Source organism: Pseudomonas sp. P108 (genome assembly GCF_032613195.1).
Lineage (GTDB): Bacteria > Pseudomonadota > Gammaproteobacteria > Pseudomonadales > Pseudomonadaceae > Aquipseudomonas.
In genome coordinates, this window is the sequence record NZ_CP126691.1 from 4,537,657 (window position 1) to 4,554,142 (window position 16,486).

The window sequence follows — 16,486 nt, forward strand, 5'->3', positions numbered from 1 at the left end:
GATGGTTTGAGTGTGCGGGCGACGCATGAGCGTTGCCCGCTGTTTTGTTGTACTGACAGGATGTCTTTCGTTTATGCCCGCGTTTAGTTTTTCTGCTTTCAAGCGTTACGCCTTTCCTGCCTTGTTCAGCTTCACCTCTGACGTTTATGCGCACTGCGACGGCTTTTGTATGGGCCGGACCGAAACGCCGTGGGAGGTGACGCAGTTCTCTGGCCTGTCGATCATGGTGCTGTTGCTGACGCCCTTCTCTGCCACCAATAACACCACGGAAAGCTTTAAACGCGTTTACTCCGCCGAGGAGCAAGAGGACGCGCGACTCTACCTCGCCAGCGACGGCATGCTGCAGGCCGCGTATTTCACCTCGGCCTTGCAGCGCTATCGCCTGGAGTCTCCGGATTCGGCGCTAAACGATCTCGCCGTTGCGGCGTTGATCAGCGCTCAGTGATCAGGCGGCCGCTGCTGCGGTCCAGTTGACCCAGCCAAACAGCCACGTTGCCAGAATCAACAAACCAAACGCAATCCGATACCAGGCGAATGCGGCGTAGCTGTGGTTGGCAATAAACTTCAGCAAGCCACGTACGGCGATCATCGCGAATATGAAGGCAGTGACGAAGCCGAGGGCGAAGACTGGCAGGTCGTTGGGCTGGAACAGGTCGCGGTATTTGTAGCCGGAGTACACGGCGGCGCCGACCATGGTGGGCATGGCGAGGAAGAATGAGAACTCTGTGGCGGCCTTCCGCGACAGGCCGAAGAGCAGACCGCCGATGATGGTCGAGCCGGAGCGTGAGGTGCCTGGAATCATCGCCAGGCATTGTACGAAACCGACTTTCAGTGCGTGGGACCAGCGCATGTCGTCGACGTGTTCGACGCTGATCACATGGCTGCGCTGTTCGGCCCACAACATGATGATGCCGCCGACGACCAATGCCACGGCGACGGTGATCGGGTTGAACAGGTATTCGTGGATCGCATCGGCGAACAATACGCCCAAGACCACGGCAGGTAGAAAAGCGATCAGCAAGTTGAGGGTGAAACGTTGGGCATTACGTTCAGTGGGCAGGCCTTTGATGATGTCGAAGATCTTCGGTCGAAACTCCCAGACGACGGCAAGGATGGCACCCAGTTGAATAATGATGTTGAAGGCCATGGCGCGTTCGCCGCCGAATTCCAGCAAGTCGGCGACGATGATCTGGTGGCCGGTACTCGAGATCGGCAGGAACTCGGTCAGGCCTTCTACCGCACCTAATATCAACACCTGGAAAAGGGTCCAGAAATCCATTAATCCTCCGTCAGAGCGCTCTTTGGGCGAGCGACCGGGTAATAACACTCAGGGGTTGAGTATCTGCAGTGAGACCATTGACATACATAAACGCAAAAGTTCATCAGCCATAAAGATTACGTCTTATTAAAAGACACACTCAAGCCATGTTAGTAATCGTCGGCTGACGAACTACGCAGAAAATATTTAGGCCTTTTTGCAGAAAAAAGTTGCTCGGACAATAAAGTGTGATCAATATCACATTATGCAGAGATGGCCAGACAGTGGCAGATGGACATAGACAAAGCCATCGCAATAAGCTCAAAATAGTGGCACCATTGCATATCGCCACCATCTAAGCAGTAGTTCACCCCTCCGAGAAAATCAACTAAAAGCTTGAAAAGCTTAATTATTGTTAGAAAACTCGCGAGACACGTCTAAAATCCGCGCAAATGTTACCAATTGTCAGTCACAGATGAGAACCGGTGCTTTAACATCCCGATGTCAGCACTTAATTCGAGTCAATGCATGATGCTCTCAGGGAACTTAGCGACTAGAAGTCCGCGCCCGACAAACGACGAACCTGGTGTTCTTACTCTGGGTCGTACCCGTGGCGTGGCTGAACATTTCAAAGCACTAGTCGCCCAGCATGTACGCACCGATATGGCGCTTGAAGCCAATTCGTACACTAGTTCATATCAGTTGAATGAACAGTCTGGTTCGTATCGAGCCATCTTCCTGGTTATCGACAGCCCACAGGCCCTCGAAGACAATCTTGCACTGGTCGAGAATCTGCGTAGCGACAACTTGAAACCGATCATTTGTGCGGTCATCACCGGTCGTGGCGCCTTCAACAAGATCAAATATTATCTGGCTGGCGCGGATGTTTGTATCAAGCTCAATACCCTTTCCGACGATAGCGCCGAGTTGCTGGGCGAGTTCTTCAACAGTGAAGAATGGCAACGCGATATCAACCTGACGCTTGATCCGACGCGCATCTGCCTGATGGACACCCACCGGAAACTCGACATCTCGTTTGCCGAAATGAAGATCCTCGAAGCCTTCGCGCAAACCAGCAATCACATTCTGAGCCATGATGAAATCGCCAGCATCATGGGCCTCAACAGCAATTTCTACGACCCTCGAGCACTGGAAAAATCGATCAGTCGCTTGCGTGGAAAAATCAAGGAGATGTATGGTACAAACGCGATTCAGAGTATTCGCGGCTATGGCTATCGCCTGCTGCGGGGTCTGATATCGACTGCCTGACTCTCGGGCAGCCATCCCATTTGCATACGTACGAAGGATCGTCTGATGCAACCATATAGCTCCAGTTCTGCTTCACGCCTGTTTGAAATCAAGCAATTGAATGAGCGCGACAACACGACCCATAACAATAAAACTCCATAACATAGCAGCAGTTCGAGTGGAATTTATCGAGGGCCATTCTTGGGCCCAGACCCTGCCTATCGATTACTTCCGAGGAAGTCATTGCTCGCCTGCCGATTTTTCTTTTAGCCAATTTTGGTATGTATTTAGGAGAGAGACATGGAAACTAGTACAACCCTCCCAAGGAAATATTTTGTTGTCGTGACTCACAGTACAACGTCGCAACGCGAACTGGAGAGCATGCTGTCCAGTGAACGTTTCAATTCGTTTGAAGGGGTTGATTCGCCCTCTTCCGCTCCAATGGTGATGGAGTTCACATATCCAGGCATTAGTCGGAAAAATGTCGCGCGCAGTATCGAACACGATACTCAGCGAATATTGGCCACGCTTGAGTCCGAGTGGCTGGCAGCGCAATCGGCCAATCCTTTTCAGAATGTCCCGGCCATTACCGGTGAAACCCGCAACATGCCTCCTGCCGTTGAAGGTGATATGCCTGGCAATGAAACCTGGCATCTTGACCCTGACCAGGGTGCATTGATGAAAGAAGGTGTCGAGATCAGTCTGACGGGCCTGGAAACAGCACTGGTCAGGAAAATGCTCAGCCATGAAGAGCGTGTTGTCAGCCGTGACGAGCTGATTCTCAGCATCGGTCGCGAGCCCGAACAATATCGCGGCCTGGAAATGTGCCTGAGTCGTTTGCAAGATAAATTCAAAAGCGCCAGTCAAGGTGAGCGACTGTTTCGTGCCGTCAGAAACCGCGGTTATTGCCTGATTCAGGAAATCGTCGCATAACCACGAAAACCTCCACGAACAGAACAAACAGATAAAAGTGCGATTACAAAAACAACAAGAGCACTCTGTTTGGCTTCATCTTCCTCCCTGAAATCAAAAACTCCCTGCCTCCACCCCTCCAACAGTAACAAATACAACATCATTAATTCACCCCCTCCTCTGCGACCTTTTCTAACAGTCTTATATTTAATTATTAAAAAGTTGGCACTGTGCCATCTTGTTAGAACTCGTCAGACACCATTCCCGACAATAACTTAGTCTATTGACTGACGACAGTTCGGCATATCGATGTTGTTACCTCAGGGCACTCACTACAACAAAAACAATAAGTCTGGATAACAACTCGGCTTTCAACTGTTGAAACCTGAATGGACGTCTTTTGGGGATACCGTATGGATCTTTCTCTAAGTATCAATCGAAGCACAGGCCTCAAGGGACTGACCTTTTGGGGCCAATGGGCGCTGGCACAAGGCTTTGTGGTGACACTGTTGTTCATACTCGCCGAGCAGCACACCGGGACGGTCGCGTTCTACTACCGGATGTGTGCAACGCTGGCAGTACTGGCGTCGGTGCCGGCTTATACGTTTAGCGGTGTGTATCGCAAGCGTGACAATTACCTGACCGGTCTCGGTCGGCTGTTCATGGGTTGGTCGATGACCATGGCAGCGCTGGCGTGCATCGCCTTTGTCTGCCAGGCCGATGAGCTGTTTTCGCGGCAGGTGATTCTGAGCTGGGCGGTGTATGGCTTCCTCGGTCAGGCGTTTCTGTACGCTCCGCTGCATGCGTTTTCCAAGTACTACCAACGGTCGCGTAAAAGCGAGCACAAGACGCTGATCGTCGGCACCGGCGAACTGGCGTTGGGTCTGGCGAAGAAGCTCAGCCAACTGGAAAATCTGCCGTTGGTAGGTTTGGTCAGCAATGGTGATGTGTCTGCGCTGGGTTCGGATGCACCGCGTGTAGTTGGCGATCAGGAACAGTTGCTGGAGCTGATCGAGGCGCATGACATTCGTCGTTTGTACATCACCCTGCCGTTGTGTGAAGCCGCGAAAATCGAAGCGATTTATGGCGATTTGCTCGGTGCCAACGTCGACGTGGTGTGGGTGCCGGACTTGAACAGTCTGACCCTGCTCAATCACTCGGTGAAGGTGGTGGACGGTCTGCCGGCGATCTACCTCAACGAGAGCCCGCTGACCAGCCGCCCTACTGCTGCTTTGAGCAAGAGTCTGGTCGAGAAAACCGTGGCGTTCCTGGCGATCATCGCGCTGAGCCCGATCCTGCTGATCATTGCGTTGGCGGTGAAGATCAACTCGCCCGGCCCGGTGTTTTTCAAACAGGATCGTCATGGCTGGAATGGCAAGGTGATCAAGGTCTGGAAATTCCGCTCGATGCGTGTTCACGATGACCGTGATGTGAAGCAGGCCAGCCGCAATGACTCGCGCATTACCGCAGTCGGTCGCTTTATCCGCCGTACTTCGCTGGACGAATTGCCGCAACTGTTCAACGTGTTGCAGGGGCATATGGCTCTGGTCGGCCCACGCCCGCACGCCGTCGCGCACAACAACTACTACTCGGGGAAAATCCTCGCGTACATGGCGCGTCACCGGATTAAACCGGGGATCACCGGGCTGGCCCAGATCAGCGGCTGCCGTGGTGAGACGGACACCATCGACAAGATGCAGAAACGTGTGGAGATTGACCTGCAGTACATCAACAGCTGGTCGTTGTGGCTGGATCTGAAGATCCTGGTGAAGACGCCGTTTACGTTGTTGTCGAAGGATATTTACTGAGGTTCAGCGCTGCATACCGCAAGGGGACGAAAGTCCCCTTTTTCGTGCCTGGGATTTGGAGCGAGAGTGGATTGTGGAGGGATGCAAAGAACTTGTGGGAGTGAGCTTGCTCGCGAAAGCGGTGGGTCAGGCAACGATGATGCTGACTGTGCTGACGCCTTCGCGAGCAAGCTCGCTCCCACAGGGATTCGGGAATGGTTCGGGATTTGTGGCGTGACAGATAGCTAATGTGGGAGCGAGCCTGCTCGCGAAAGCGGTGGGTCAGGCAACATTGATGCTGGATGTGCTGACGCCTTCGCGAGCAGGCTCGCTCCCACAGGGATTTGGGATGGCATCGGGATTTTTGGCGTGACAGATAACCAATGTAGGCCTTCGCCTGCTCGCGATGGCGGTGGGTCAGGCAACGGGGATGTCGACTGTACGGACGCTATCGCGAGCAGGCTCGCTCCCACAGGGATTTATGGTTGGCTCGGGATTTGTGGTGTGACATATAACCAATGTGGGAGCGAGCCTGCTCGCGAAAGCGGTGGGTCAGGCAACATTGATGCTGGATGTGCTGACGCCTTCGCGAGCAGGCTCGTTCCCACAGGGATTTGTGGATGGCTCGGGATTTGTGGCGTGATGAAAATCCAATGTAGGCCTTCGCCTGCTCGCGATGGCGGTGGGTCAGGCAACGGGGATGTCGACTGTACGGACGCTATCGCGAGCAGGCTCACTCCCACAGGGATTTGTGGTTGGCTCGGGATTTGTGGCGTGATGAATATCCAGTATGGGAGCGAGCTTGCTCGCGAAAGCGTTGGGTCAGGCAACAGTGATGTCGACTGGTCGGACGCTTTCGCGAGCAGGCGAAGGCCTACAGGTTCCAGGGTGTTCGGGAGATCCGCGGTTACTCAGTAATCTTCTCGAAATTCCGATAAAACATATCCCCTTCCCGGCTATCGGTCATTGAGTGCAGTTGGTAGCTGCGGCTCAGTCGCGCACCACCGTCACGGGTCAGTGGGGCCCAGACCAGGTTGGCGCGGCGCATGGTCGACATGCTCATCATTTCGTCGAACGGGATCGACAGGTAGATGCCTTTGTCGAAACTACCTTCGCCGTACTCCGCACTGCCCGCCGTGGTGATCGTCGCCCACGCACCAAATCGCACACCATTGAAAAACTCGCGCGAGATGTCCAGCGTGCCGCCCCAGTCTCCGGCCAGATAACGCCCGACGCTCACCGCAGCCAATGTATCGAACGGCAAATCGGTATACGCCGTGACATGCCCGGTCACCACCGAGTAATCACGCAGGGCAAAACCCTGATCAAAATCGCGCTGACGCACCCAGTTCAGATCCGCGCCCACCGACCAGCGCTCACCGGTCGGGCGGAACAACACTTCGCCGCCGACACCGGCAAACATCGATTCCAGATAACCGCCATAGACCATGCCGTACCAGTCTTTATCCAACTGCTCGGCATGGCTGACCTGGAACAACGGCATGGTGGTGTTAGACGTGGTCAGGTACTGACGCAAATCCGTGCGCACACGCGGCAAACCGCTCGGCGCGTCGTAGGTGAATTTGTCGAAGTTGTTGGCCAGGTTGGCGCTGAGCAAACCGCTCCACCAGGTGTTGCGGTTGAAGCGATATTCGGCGTCGGCATCGGCGCTCAATTGATAGAGCAAGCCATCCGGGCCACCGACGTTCTGCTTGAAGCCCAGCCCCACGCCATAGCTGAAATGCTGCGGTGCTTCGGTGTAGAGGGTCTTCTCGTTGTGCGGCATCGCCGGGTTGATCTCGGTGGTGCGGTGCAGCGATTCAAGTGGCTCTTCGTTGTTGATCACCTCGCGGAAGGTCTGACGCGGCACGCTGGTTTCTTCCAGCGGCAAGTCGTAGCGCTTGTTGACCACGGTGAACCAGTCGATGTCGTCGTTGACGCTGTTGTCGAGAATCCGGCTCGCCCGCCCCACAGCTTTGGACGAATGGAAGTAACGCTGCTGCTCGCCATAGACGATCAGCTCGGAATCACGCTGCGTGATGCGCTCGACCTTGTAGCCGGCATTCTGCTGCAAACGCTGCGAGACGTTGGCCCAGTTGACCTGATCCATCGCCGTGGCCGGTGGCTTCGCCGGCAGCGGTTCCGGGGTCGGGTCGTAGGTCTTGGCCGGCGCTTTGCGGCTGACGAAATTGGTGTGAAAGGTCACGCCGAACATCGCCGTATTACCGCGTTCCCACGCCGCGCTGACATCGACCGAATCGGTGACTTTGAACACCGCGCCAAGGTTGATCGGCGAGTCCTGCTTGATCTCGTTGTCCTTCGGCTCGTGCTTGTAGTCGTTGCCTTCGAATTCGAGTTTCAGGCTGAGGCGATCCCACGGCGTCTGATAGCTCACGCCACCGAAGAACGACGGCCGCCCACGAAAGTACGAACCCGAGTTGACGTCACCGGTGCCTTCCAGGGCCGGACGGGTATCGAAGCGATCGCTGACGTAGCCCAACGGGTTGTCGATATCGCCGCGATTACCGAGGTAACCCCAGGCAATCCCGGCGCTGAAATCGAAGTTGTCGTAGCGCTTGTTGGCGACGAAAAATTCACTGGAGAACAAACCGGTACCACCGATATCTCGGAAGCCCAGCGCCACGTCGGGCAACCAGTGACTTTCCTGCCACAGCCGGACTTTGACGTCGACCGCCTTGTCCTTATAGCTTTGACTGCCGCTGAGGGCCTCCGAGCCGTATGGCCGGTTGGTGATCGCGGTGTAGCGAAACGAGCCTTCGAGCCAGTCCAGCGGCTGCAACGACACGCTGTAGCGACTGTACGGATCGGTGCGGTTGGCGTTGACGCTCAACTCGCCGGCCGGGGCCATGCGCGCGGTTGGCGTCTGCAACAGACCGGTGCCACCGAAGTCATTCTGGGTAATGCGCGGCTCGGCATGCGCCAGACCGCAGGGCAATAACAACACAGCTGCAAAACGTAACTTCAACGAACCACCTCGGCCAGCTGCGTGGCAATAAATTCGGCCAACTGCTGATTCAGTTCAGGAAGAGGCGGATCAAGATCATCATTTTTCAACGGCACCAGAATCTTGCTGCCGGCCACGGGAAAGTGCCCGCTCTCGCGATTCCAGTGGGCGATGCCGACACGTTGCGAAGCGCCGTTGGGCTGGATCAGCCACAGATAATCGGCTTCGGCATCGCTCAGAATCGAACAGCCTTGCAGATACTCACGGGCCTCCTGCAACGGCTGATACGGCAAGTGGCAAGGCTCGGCGACGGCACCGAGCACTTGCACTTCGTCGACACGTTTCGGGTAGATCAGACGATCGCCGTCATCGAGGCGAATGTTGCGCGCGAAGCCAACCTCCAACGCGACCGGATCGAGGTCGGCGATCTGCCGTCCAGTCACCGGCATCTGCCGCACTTGTTCGGCAATGCGCTGCGCCAGTGCCGCCCGACTCGGCCGGTCGAACAGCATCGACATGCGTTGCAGCACATCCAGATCAAACAGCACACCGACCTTGAGCCGTGTCTGCTGCTCAATCAGCGACTGCCGCAGCAAGCCGCCCGCCAGCCAATAGCCTTCGGCATTCGGCACCGCTTCGCTGATCACATCGAGCAAGCGTCCGCCCGGTGGCAACGGGACTGGCCCGGGATTGGCGACATCACCCGACACCGTGACGGCCGCCTGACTCACACTCGCGACCAGCAACAAACTCGCCGACAACATTTTCAGGCGCATCACGGCAGGTGCCTGCGATCAGGGGTCAGTTGCACAACCTTGACGCGCAACTGCGACGTCAGTTGCTGCTCGCTCTGCAAGATGAAACCGTCACGCGGGTCGACCCAGTAACGATTGGTCGCGCTCAGGCCAATGGCCGGGGCGTCAATGTGTTCATCGACACGCAGCACGGTGTATTCCTTGTCGAGAATCGTCAGGGTCTGTTCCGAGCGACGGGAGAAACGGCTGTTGACGATCACCCCGACTTCCTGACCCTTGTAAAGGTCGATCCAGCGCCGCGTGGTAAAACCGTCCGCGACGTGGTGCAGGCCTTGCTTGAACGGCGAGTCATCGGCCAGCCGCGTGCCATCGAGATCGCCTTCCAGGCCCAGACCAATGGTGCGCACGGCGAGGCCATTGCGCAGCAACAGCACTTGTTTGCCCGAGGCGACCCAGAACTGCAGGTCCTCACGCTCGCGCACCAGCGCCAGCACCCCGGAGCCGGACGGCGTGGTCAGTTTCATTTGCGGGTAATTGACCCCGGCGACTTCAGCCGCCGACACGTCGACTTCATCCGGGCCGACGACCGCCGCTTTAAGGTTGTTCAACGAAGCGCTCATCAACGGGTTACAGCCGCACAGCAACGAGGCCGCCATCAGGCAGACGCCAACTTTCAAAATATTCAAAGTCGGCGGCCTTATTTGCTGTTGTTACTGTATTCGCTCCAGTTCTTCGCAGCGGAAGCGCCAGTGCCGACAATCGATGCCGACGGCACCAATTGACTGATCAAGCGATTCCAGCGAGTCACGTTGGCAGGCCCGACGTACACCACGTCCTGAGGACGCACTTCGAAGTGCGACGCGAGCGCCATGGCAGTCGGCGACTCGGCTTCCAGCTGGTAGATCTTCGCCGGTTCGACATCGAGGTTTTCTACGCCGCGAATGACGTACACCGCGTTGCCGTTGGAGGTGGTCTGGCTCAAGCCACCGACCGAACCGAGCACATCGGTGAGGTTCATCGTCGCGGTCTTGAAACTCAGCGCACGCGGCTGGTTGACCTCGCCCATCACGTAGATGCGCTTGTTGTCGTTGTACGGCAGGTACAGCTGATCGCCGCCCTTGAGGAAGACGTTCTGCAACTCGGAATCCTGCTGATTGAGCGAGTCGAGATTGAGCGGATAGGTGCGGCCATTACGCGTCAGCAGCAGCCCGGACAAATCGGCGTTGTTGGTATCGATACCGGCCGAGCCGAGGGCTTCGACCACGCTCAGCGGATTGGTGGAAATCGCTTGCGGGCCGGCCTTGGCCACCGCTCCGGTGACCACGACTTTCTGGCTGGCGAAACGCAACACCGCGACATCGACTTGCGGTTCGGCAATGAACGCCGACAAGCGTTGCTCGATGTCCGAGCGCAGTTGCTGGATGGTCCGGCCGGCAGCCTGGACTTCCTTGATGAACGGGTAATAGAGCGTGCCATCGGAACGCACCAGACGGCCGTTGGCATCGATCTGTTGTTGCGCGCCGGAGGGGGCCGTCAGCTCAGGGTGATCCCACACGGTGATGTACAGAACATCGTTGTTGCCGATGCGGTATTCGGCCGGGGTTGCCAACAGCTCCGGCGGCAGCGACTCACGCTTTTGCGTGGAGCGATTCATGGCGATCAGCTTGGGCGTGATCGGAATCAGCTCGACCCGGCTGCTTTCGCTGGCACCCTGACGGGTGATGCTGCTGGTGCTGAGGTATTGACCGGGGGAAAACATGCAACCTTGCAAAGCGAGACTTGCCAACATTAAAAGATAAACACTACGAGTCATAATGGCACTACGCTATTCAAGGGCGAATCCAAAAACAAAGTCACCCGACTTGCGTCGGGCGACCCTGTACTGCACTAACAGAACTTCCTGTTAGTTATGCGTGCCGGTTGTACCGGTGGTACCCGTCGTACCGGTGGTACCGCCGTTGGCACTGCCACCGCTGTTAGACGCCGCTACAGCACTGGCAACCATTGCAGTACTGGCTGCGGGCGCTTGAGAAGCCGCCACGTTGCCACCTACATTGGTTACCGCTGTCAGCGGTGCTTCAGCGGCGGCAGCCCAGTTGCTCAACATCGTCAACAGGGCAACTGCCATCACTTTTTTCATATCAACTCCTTTCTAACATTCGACCTGTTAAAAAACCGGCCTGAGTTAGCGGTGGTGAGTTCAAGTCCGCAAAAAGCGCGAACAAGATCCGTTGTTCTTTCACAGTCTTACCCAACTGATAAAAGTCGAACGGCAGGTTTATATCTACGGACTTGCAAAAGGCATTGCCAGTGTAATTTCCCGACGTTATCTAACAAGCTGACTGAAAATAACATTGGGCTAAATGGCCATCATCGCAAGTAGCCGTTGGGATGGTTCGATTGCCAGCGCCAAGTGTCGGTGACCATGTCCTGCAAGTTGCGCGTGGCTTTCCAGCCAAGTTCCTTCGCAGCCTTGGAAGCATCGGCCCAACTCTCGGCGATATCCCCGGAACGGCGCGGCATCATCCGGTACGGCACCGGTTGCCCGCAGGCCTGTTCGAAAGCGTGAAGCACTTGCAGCACGCTGTAGCCATCGCCGGTGCCGAGGTTCCAGGTGTGAATGCCGGTACGCCCGGAGATCGACTGCAACGCCTTCAAGTGCCCGTCCGCCAGATCGACGACGTGGATGTAATCGCGCACGCCGGTGCCGTCCACAGTCGGGTAATCATTGCCGAAGATCGACAGCTCTTGCAGGCTGCCGACCGCCACCTGACTGATGTAAGGCACCAGATTATTCGGAATGCCGTTGGGGTCTTCGCCCATATGGCCGCTGGCGTGGGCGCCGATCGGGTTGAAGTAGCGCAGCAAGGCGATGCTCCAGCGCGGCTCGGCCTGGCTGAGGTCACGCAACACGTTTTCGACGATCAGCTTGGACTGGCCGTAGGGATTGGTCGGATTACCAGTGGGAAAATCCTCGCGGATCGGCATCTGCTCAGGCTCGCCATACACCGTGGCTGACGAGCTGAACACCAGGCGGAACACCCCCGCCGCCGCCATTGCCTGGCACAACGTAATGCTGCCGCTGACGTTGGTCTCGTAGTACTCAAGTGGTTTGCGTACGCTCTCGCCGACCGCTTTCAGGCCGGCAAAATGCAACACTGCCTCGATGTTGTGCTCGCGGAAAATCCGGTCGAGCAGTGCGCGGTCGCAGACATCGCCGCGGATCATCCAGGCACTCTTGCCGCAGATGGTTTCAACGGCGTGCAATGCGGCTTCACTGCTGTTGCAAAGATTATCCAGCACGACAACTTCATAACCTGCTTCAAGCAATGCAAGTGTGGTATGCGAGCCGATATAGCCGGCACCACCCGTTACCAGAATCTTCATAGCGCGGTCCGTCTTTGGATAAGTGACAAGTTAGCGTGTCAAGCCTTATTGAATAGATATGTGTCACAATCCACACAAACGAGGCGACAACAACCGAAAACAAAACTAGTTCAATGACTGGCAATAAATATTTTTGCAGGTCAGACTGTATTGTCCGCTACTTATTAGCACTCCCCGCGCACTCATCACTATCAACAGATACCGACTAAAAATAACTATCAAGCAACTAACCGACATCTCATAACATTGTCGTGTTTTACCGTCACTGGCATTTGCCATTAATAACCTGACTCGGGTATTAAAGTAAGCCTTCAATCCCACATTGAAACTTGCACGCCCTGTATTAGTGCGCGCATCCGTCGCCTGTGTTCCATGACTGTCCAGGATACTTTTATGATTCGTAAATGTTTGTTCCCCGCTGCCGGCTATGGCACGCGTTTCTTGCCGGCCACCAAAGCCATGCCGAAAGAGATGCTGCCGATCGTCAACAAGCCGTTGATCGAATACGCCGTTGAAGAAGCGCGGGACGCCGGTCTGCAACACATGGCCATCGTCACCGGTCGCGGCAAGCGTGCGCTGGAAGACCATTTCGACATCAGCTACGAACTCGAACACCAGATCCGTGGCACCGAGAAAGAGAAATTCCTCGCCGGAACCCGTGAACTGATCGACACCTGCACCTTCTCCTACACCCGTCAGGTGGAAATGAAGGGCCTGGGTCACGCGATTCTCAGTGGCCGTCCACTGATCGGCGACGAGCCGTTCGCCGTGGTGCTGGCCGATGACCTATGCCTGAACCTGGAAGGTGACGGCGTACTCACCCAGATGATTGAGCTGTACAAGAAATTCCGCTGCTCGATCGTTGCCATCCAGGAAGTCCCGGCCGACCAGACCCACAAGTACGGTGTGATCGCCGGCGAACTGATGTCCGAAGGCATCTATCGGGTCAACAACATGGTGGAAAAACCGGCCCCGCAAGACGCGCCGTCGAACCTGGCAATCATCGGCCGCTACATCCTCACCCCGGATATTTTCGACCTGATCGCCGACACCCAACCGGGCAAGGGTGGCGAGGTCCAGATCACTGACGCGTTGATGAAACAAGCGCAGAACGGTTGCGTGCTGGCCTACAAATTCAAAGGCCTGCGTTTTGACTGCGGTGACGCCGAGGGCTATTTGCAGGCGACCAATTTCTGCTACGAAAACGTCTATCTCAAGGGCCGCTGAGACGGCTCCCTTCCCCCAACGAGGCCACCATGAACATTGCACAACATTCCGTAGAGATTGAACGCGAGGTGGGTAACCTCGGGGTGATGAGCTGGTTGTCCCGCCATCAGCCGTTGCCCAGCGCCAACGAAACCTGGCTGGGCACGATTCTGCTGGTGGAGCGGATTGGCGTGTTTCCGGCGTCCGGTGATATCCGCCGACCGCTGCGTGATCCCTATCCACTGCTCGCGCATTTGAAAAAGCTCTATGGCGAGCAGGCGTTGGAAATGGATGATCGCGATGGTCTGAAAGTGATCTTCAGCGACTGGCGTTTTCGCGTGCGGATTTGCTGCAATGACCCGGCGATCATCATCAACGTTGAGACTCGGTGCGATACGCGGCTGATGCCGCAGAAGATTGCGGAATTGCTCGAGCAGGTCGACGCCTTCGAATAACTCCCCTCACCTGATCGTTCCCACGCTCTGCGTGGGAACGCATCCAGTGACGCTCTGCGTCACCCAGCGAAGGGACGCGGAGCGTCCCGGGCGGCATTCCCACGCGGAGCGTGGGAACGATCACCGCTCTGGGGTTTGCGTGTTATTTAGGGGAGGCGTCGCAACGATCCTTGGCGCCGGTGATCCAGCCATAGAAGTAGTCAGCAATCACCTTCCCGCCCGTGGCCGGTACCGGATGAATCTTGTCCGGGCCGATCATCGCAGCGGCGTAGCGTTTGACGTCCGGCCCGAACGCGCACTGCAGATTGGCATACCCCAGACGCTGCTCAAGCGCCCACGGTTCAAGCACCTGCGCGTACGCCGACATCGGATACGCACTGGAGCGCGTGGTGTCCTGACGCATGATCAGGTTGATGCTCGCCTGCGGCTGAATCTCACGCAGCATGCCCACCAGCCCCTGAACGTTCTGCAGATACTGCGCGGGCTTCACGCCGAAGCCCTGATCATTGCCACCGAGCATGATCAGGTAAACATCCGCGGGGATCTTCGACACGGCAGCTTTCCACTGCACCTGCCACTGCGGATCCTGGTGATAGAAATCCGCAGAAGCCGCACCCGATGCCGCGAGCTTCGAGACCCGCACGCCATTCTGATCGTTGCTCATCCACAGGCCGAACAACGTCGGCGCGCCCTTCACCACTTCCAGTTTGAAGGACCAGTCTTTCGCTGCCGAGAGGCCTGTCAGCGGTACTTCCTGCACGCCCGAACCTTCAAGCTTCAGGGGTTGCCAGTCTTGCGCGGGAGACCAGCGATAGCGGATCTCGCTGGATTCGCCGTTGCCCAGATAAAGCAGTTTCGCCTGAGTGACAGCGGTATCGATGCGCGGCGTCGGACTCGCATCCACTTGCAACCATGCGCCGGGCCGGCCTGTTACCGTGCGACTGTCCGGACTCGCCTGGCCCAGGTCTGAAACCTTCCAGTCGCCGCCAAAGTACTTGTCACTGCTGCGGGTGTATTTGAAATGCGTGCCGCCCAGCGCCGCGCCGTGGTTGAAACCGACATAACCCGGCCCGGCAAAACCCACTTCCCCGGCCACGCGCTGCACCAGTTTGTTCAGGTAAAAATCCTGCCCGGCGCTGTAGCTGTCGCCGATCACCGAGACCGACAAAACCTTGCCAGACTTGCCTTCACGCCACTGCGCAAAACGCTCGCGGGCATCGCCCACCTGAACCACCGACGCCGCGACGGGTTGAGCGTCATCTACTGCCAACATGCAAAATTTCCTTCAGTCTGAAATGGCCCACTGAATGCTTGGGTGTACAGAGATCAACTGTAGGAGTGAGCCTGCTCGCGATAGCGGTCTGTCAGTCAGCATTTCATTACCTGACCCACCGCTATCGCGAGCAGGCTCACTCCTACAGGGATTGTGTTCGACAAAGATCCGCTGCTCGCGAAGCTCTTAGCTGCTGTGGGTTTGCACCACCGGAGTGACAGGCACCAACGGTTTCTTCTTCGCCGCCCGCTCCCCAAGGAACAACACCGAAGTGAAATTGAACCGGCTGAAAACCATCGACAACACCACCGGCCCAAGCAAGCCACAACTCAAGCCACCGAGTACCAGCAGGCTTTCATCCTTCACTCCCAACCGTCCCAGCACAAACCGCGACGTCGCCGCGAACAGCACATGGAACAGGAAGATCGCATACGAATAACCACCGAGCCACGTCAGCGCCTTCGAGCGCACATCACTCGACAGCAAGGCGATGCAAGACACGCAACCCACGGTCAACCCGATCAGACTGCGACGATCAACAATCAGCTCGCGATCAATCGCCGCGACATACAACAGCGTCAGCGAAATCAGCACAAACACCAGCGGCCCGATCACTTTGAAGCGTTGTTTCAGTACGTCGACATTCTCCTGGCCAATCATCCCCGCGACAAAAAACGGCAACAGATAAATCGCCCCGTTGATCCCGAACGCATCGAACTTGAACGGCGGCAACAAAAACAGCAGCGCCGCAAACGCAAACAGCCCATACAGCCGCGTCGACGAACGCAGCATCCCGCGCCACTCCAGCAGCCCGACGAACATGAAAATGATGAACACCGCCTGCAGGAACCAGAAGTGGTTGATCGGCACCCAGAACGACAACAACGCGTCGATCACACCGACATCCTTGTTCACCCCCGGCCCGACAGCCTGCAACACCGAGAACGGTACACCCACGCAAAACAGCGGCACGATCAAGCGGCGCACCTTGCCGCTGAAGAACGCGGAAAAGTCGTTGCCACGAATTTTGTAGATCGAATAGATGTACCCGGAAATGAAGGTGAACAGCGGCATGCGCACGTACACCATCGAGTCGGCGATGACCCGGAACGGCGAGCCGATATCGATCTTCAACCCGCCGCCCAACGGCCCGATGACGTGATAGAGCACCAGCAACAGGCACGCCAGGCCACGCAGGGTTTCAATCTCCAGGGACTTTTTCTTGCTCGACATAAAGCAC

The 16,486-nt window shown here is 56.6% G+C and carries 15 protein-coding genes; 6 read left to right on the forward strand and 9 right to left on the reverse strand.

The features are described from left to right. Nucleotides 1-25: 25 nt before the first annotated feature. Nucleotides 26-445: a DUF2388 domain-containing protein gene (locus QOM10_RS19845; protein ID WP_316916822.1), complete on the forward strand. Its 420-nt coding sequence runs from the start codon at nucleotides 26-28 to the stop codon at nucleotides 443-445. Here QOM10_RS19845 and QOM10_RS19850 read toward each other — a convergent pair whose 3' ends face one another. Next, a complete protein-coding gene (locus QOM10_RS19850; RefSeq protein ID WP_099756770.1) occupies nucleotides 446-1,279 on the reverse strand; it encodes an undecaprenyl-diphosphate phosphatase in 834 nt (277 codons plus the stop codon). It abuts the gene before it with no gap. A gap of 507 nt (nucleotides 1,280-1,786) precedes the next feature. Here QOM10_RS19850 and QOM10_RS19855 point away from each other — a divergent pair. The 3 genes from QOM10_RS19855 (at nucleotide 1,787) to QOM10_RS19865 (ending at nucleotide 5,226) form a co-directional block, all read left to right on the forward strand. Beyond that, complete coding sequence (locus QOM10_RS19855; protein WP_316916823.1) at nucleotides 1,787-2,527, forward strand: winged helix-turn-helix domain-containing protein; 741 nt, start codon at nucleotides 1,787-1,789, stop codon at nucleotides 2,525-2,527. 279 nt (nucleotides 2,528-2,806) lie between these two features. Further along, the gene (locus QOM10_RS19860) at nucleotides 2,807-3,439 is read left to right on the forward strand and encodes a transcriptional regulator (protein ID WP_150751270.1); all 633 of its coding nucleotides are present in this window, start codon (nucleotides 2,807-2,809) and stop codon (nucleotides 3,437-3,439) included. Between the two features lie 392 nt (nucleotides 3,440-3,831). Beyond that, on the forward strand, nucleotides 3,832-5,226 hold the full coding sequence (locus QOM10_RS19865) for an undecaprenyl-phosphate glucose phosphotransferase (protein WP_007950006.1): 1,395 nt from the start codon (nucleotides 3,832-3,834) through the stop codon (nucleotides 5,224-5,226). 886 nt (nucleotides 5,227-6,112) lie between these two features. Here QOM10_RS19865 and QOM10_RS19875 read toward each other — a convergent pair. From QOM10_RS19875 to galE, 6 genes are all read right to left on the reverse strand, one after another. Beyond that, nucleotides 6,113-8,191, reverse strand: coding sequence for a YjbH domain-containing protein (locus QOM10_RS19875; protein WP_316916824.1), 2,079 nt, complete (start codon nucleotides 8,189-8,191; stop codon nucleotides 6,113-6,115). Then, nucleotides 8,188-8,946 (reverse strand): capsule biosynthesis GfcC family protein, encoded by a 759-nt coding sequence (locus QOM10_RS19880; RefSeq protein WP_160042564.1) that lies wholly within the window; start codon nucleotides 8,944-8,946, stop codon nucleotides 8,188-8,190. Before QOM10_RS19880 ends, QOM10_RS19875 begins: the two co-directional genes overlap by 4 nt. Then, on the reverse strand, nucleotides 8,946-9,611 hold the full coding sequence (locus tag QOM10_RS19885; RefSeq protein ID WP_150776625.1) for a YjbF family lipoprotein: 666 nt from the start codon (nucleotides 9,609-9,611) through the stop codon (nucleotides 8,946-8,948). The genes QOM10_RS19880 and QOM10_RS19885 overlap by 1 nt, the downstream gene beginning before the upstream one ends. A gap of 11 nt (nucleotides 9,612-9,622) precedes the next feature. Then, on the reverse strand, nucleotides 9,623-10,684 hold the full coding sequence (locus tag QOM10_RS19890) for a polysaccharide biosynthesis/export family protein (RefSeq protein WP_127929129.1): 1,062 nt from the start codon (nucleotides 10,682-10,684) through the stop codon (nucleotides 9,623-9,625). 144 nt (nucleotides 10,685-10,828) lie between these two features. After that, nucleotides 10,829-11,065 (reverse strand): hypothetical protein, encoded by a 237-nt coding sequence (locus QOM10_RS19895; RefSeq protein ID WP_007910552.1) that lies wholly within the window; start codon nucleotides 11,063-11,065, stop codon nucleotides 10,829-10,831. A 230-nt stretch (nucleotides 11,066-11,295) separates the two neighbouring features. Further along, nucleotides 11,296-12,312 carry a UDP-glucose 4-epimerase GalE gene (gene galE, locus QOM10_RS19900; protein ID WP_316916825.1) on the reverse strand — a complete coding sequence of 339 codons (1,017 nt, stop codon included), beginning with the start codon at nucleotides 12,310-12,312 and terminating at the stop codon, nucleotides 11,296-11,298. Nucleotides 12,313-12,705: 393 nt separating this feature from the next. Here galE and galU point away from each other — a divergent pair, with 393 nt between their 5' ends. Further along, on the forward strand, nucleotides 12,706-13,539 hold the full coding sequence (galU, locus tag QOM10_RS19905) for a UTP--glucose-1-phosphate uridylyltransferase GalU (protein WP_316916826.1): 834 nt from the start codon (nucleotides 12,706-12,708) through the stop codon (nucleotides 13,537-13,539). Nucleotides 13,540-13,568: 29 nt separating this feature from the next. Continuing rightward, nucleotides 13,569-13,973, forward strand: a complete 405-nt coding sequence (locus QOM10_RS19910) for a mannose-1-phosphate guanylyltransferase (protein ID WP_102902263.1) — start codon at nucleotides 13,569-13,571, stop codon at nucleotides 13,971-13,973. Between the two features lie 142 nt (nucleotides 13,974-14,115). On the opposite strand, the gene QOM10_RS19915 is transcribed toward QOM10_RS19910, so the two are convergent. Both QOM10_RS19915 and QOM10_RS19920 read right to left on the reverse strand, forming a co-directional pair. Further along, complete coding sequence (locus QOM10_RS19915; protein WP_160041187.1) at nucleotides 14,116-15,246, reverse strand: SGNH/GDSL hydrolase family protein; 1,131 nt, start codon at nucleotides 15,244-15,246, stop codon at nucleotides 14,116-14,118. Between the two features lie 186 nt (nucleotides 15,247-15,432). Then, complete coding sequence (locus QOM10_RS19920; RefSeq protein WP_316916827.1) at nucleotides 15,433-16,479, reverse strand: acyltransferase; 1,047 nt, start codon at nucleotides 16,477-16,479, stop codon at nucleotides 15,433-15,435. Nucleotides 16,480-16,486: the final 7 nt, after the last annotated feature.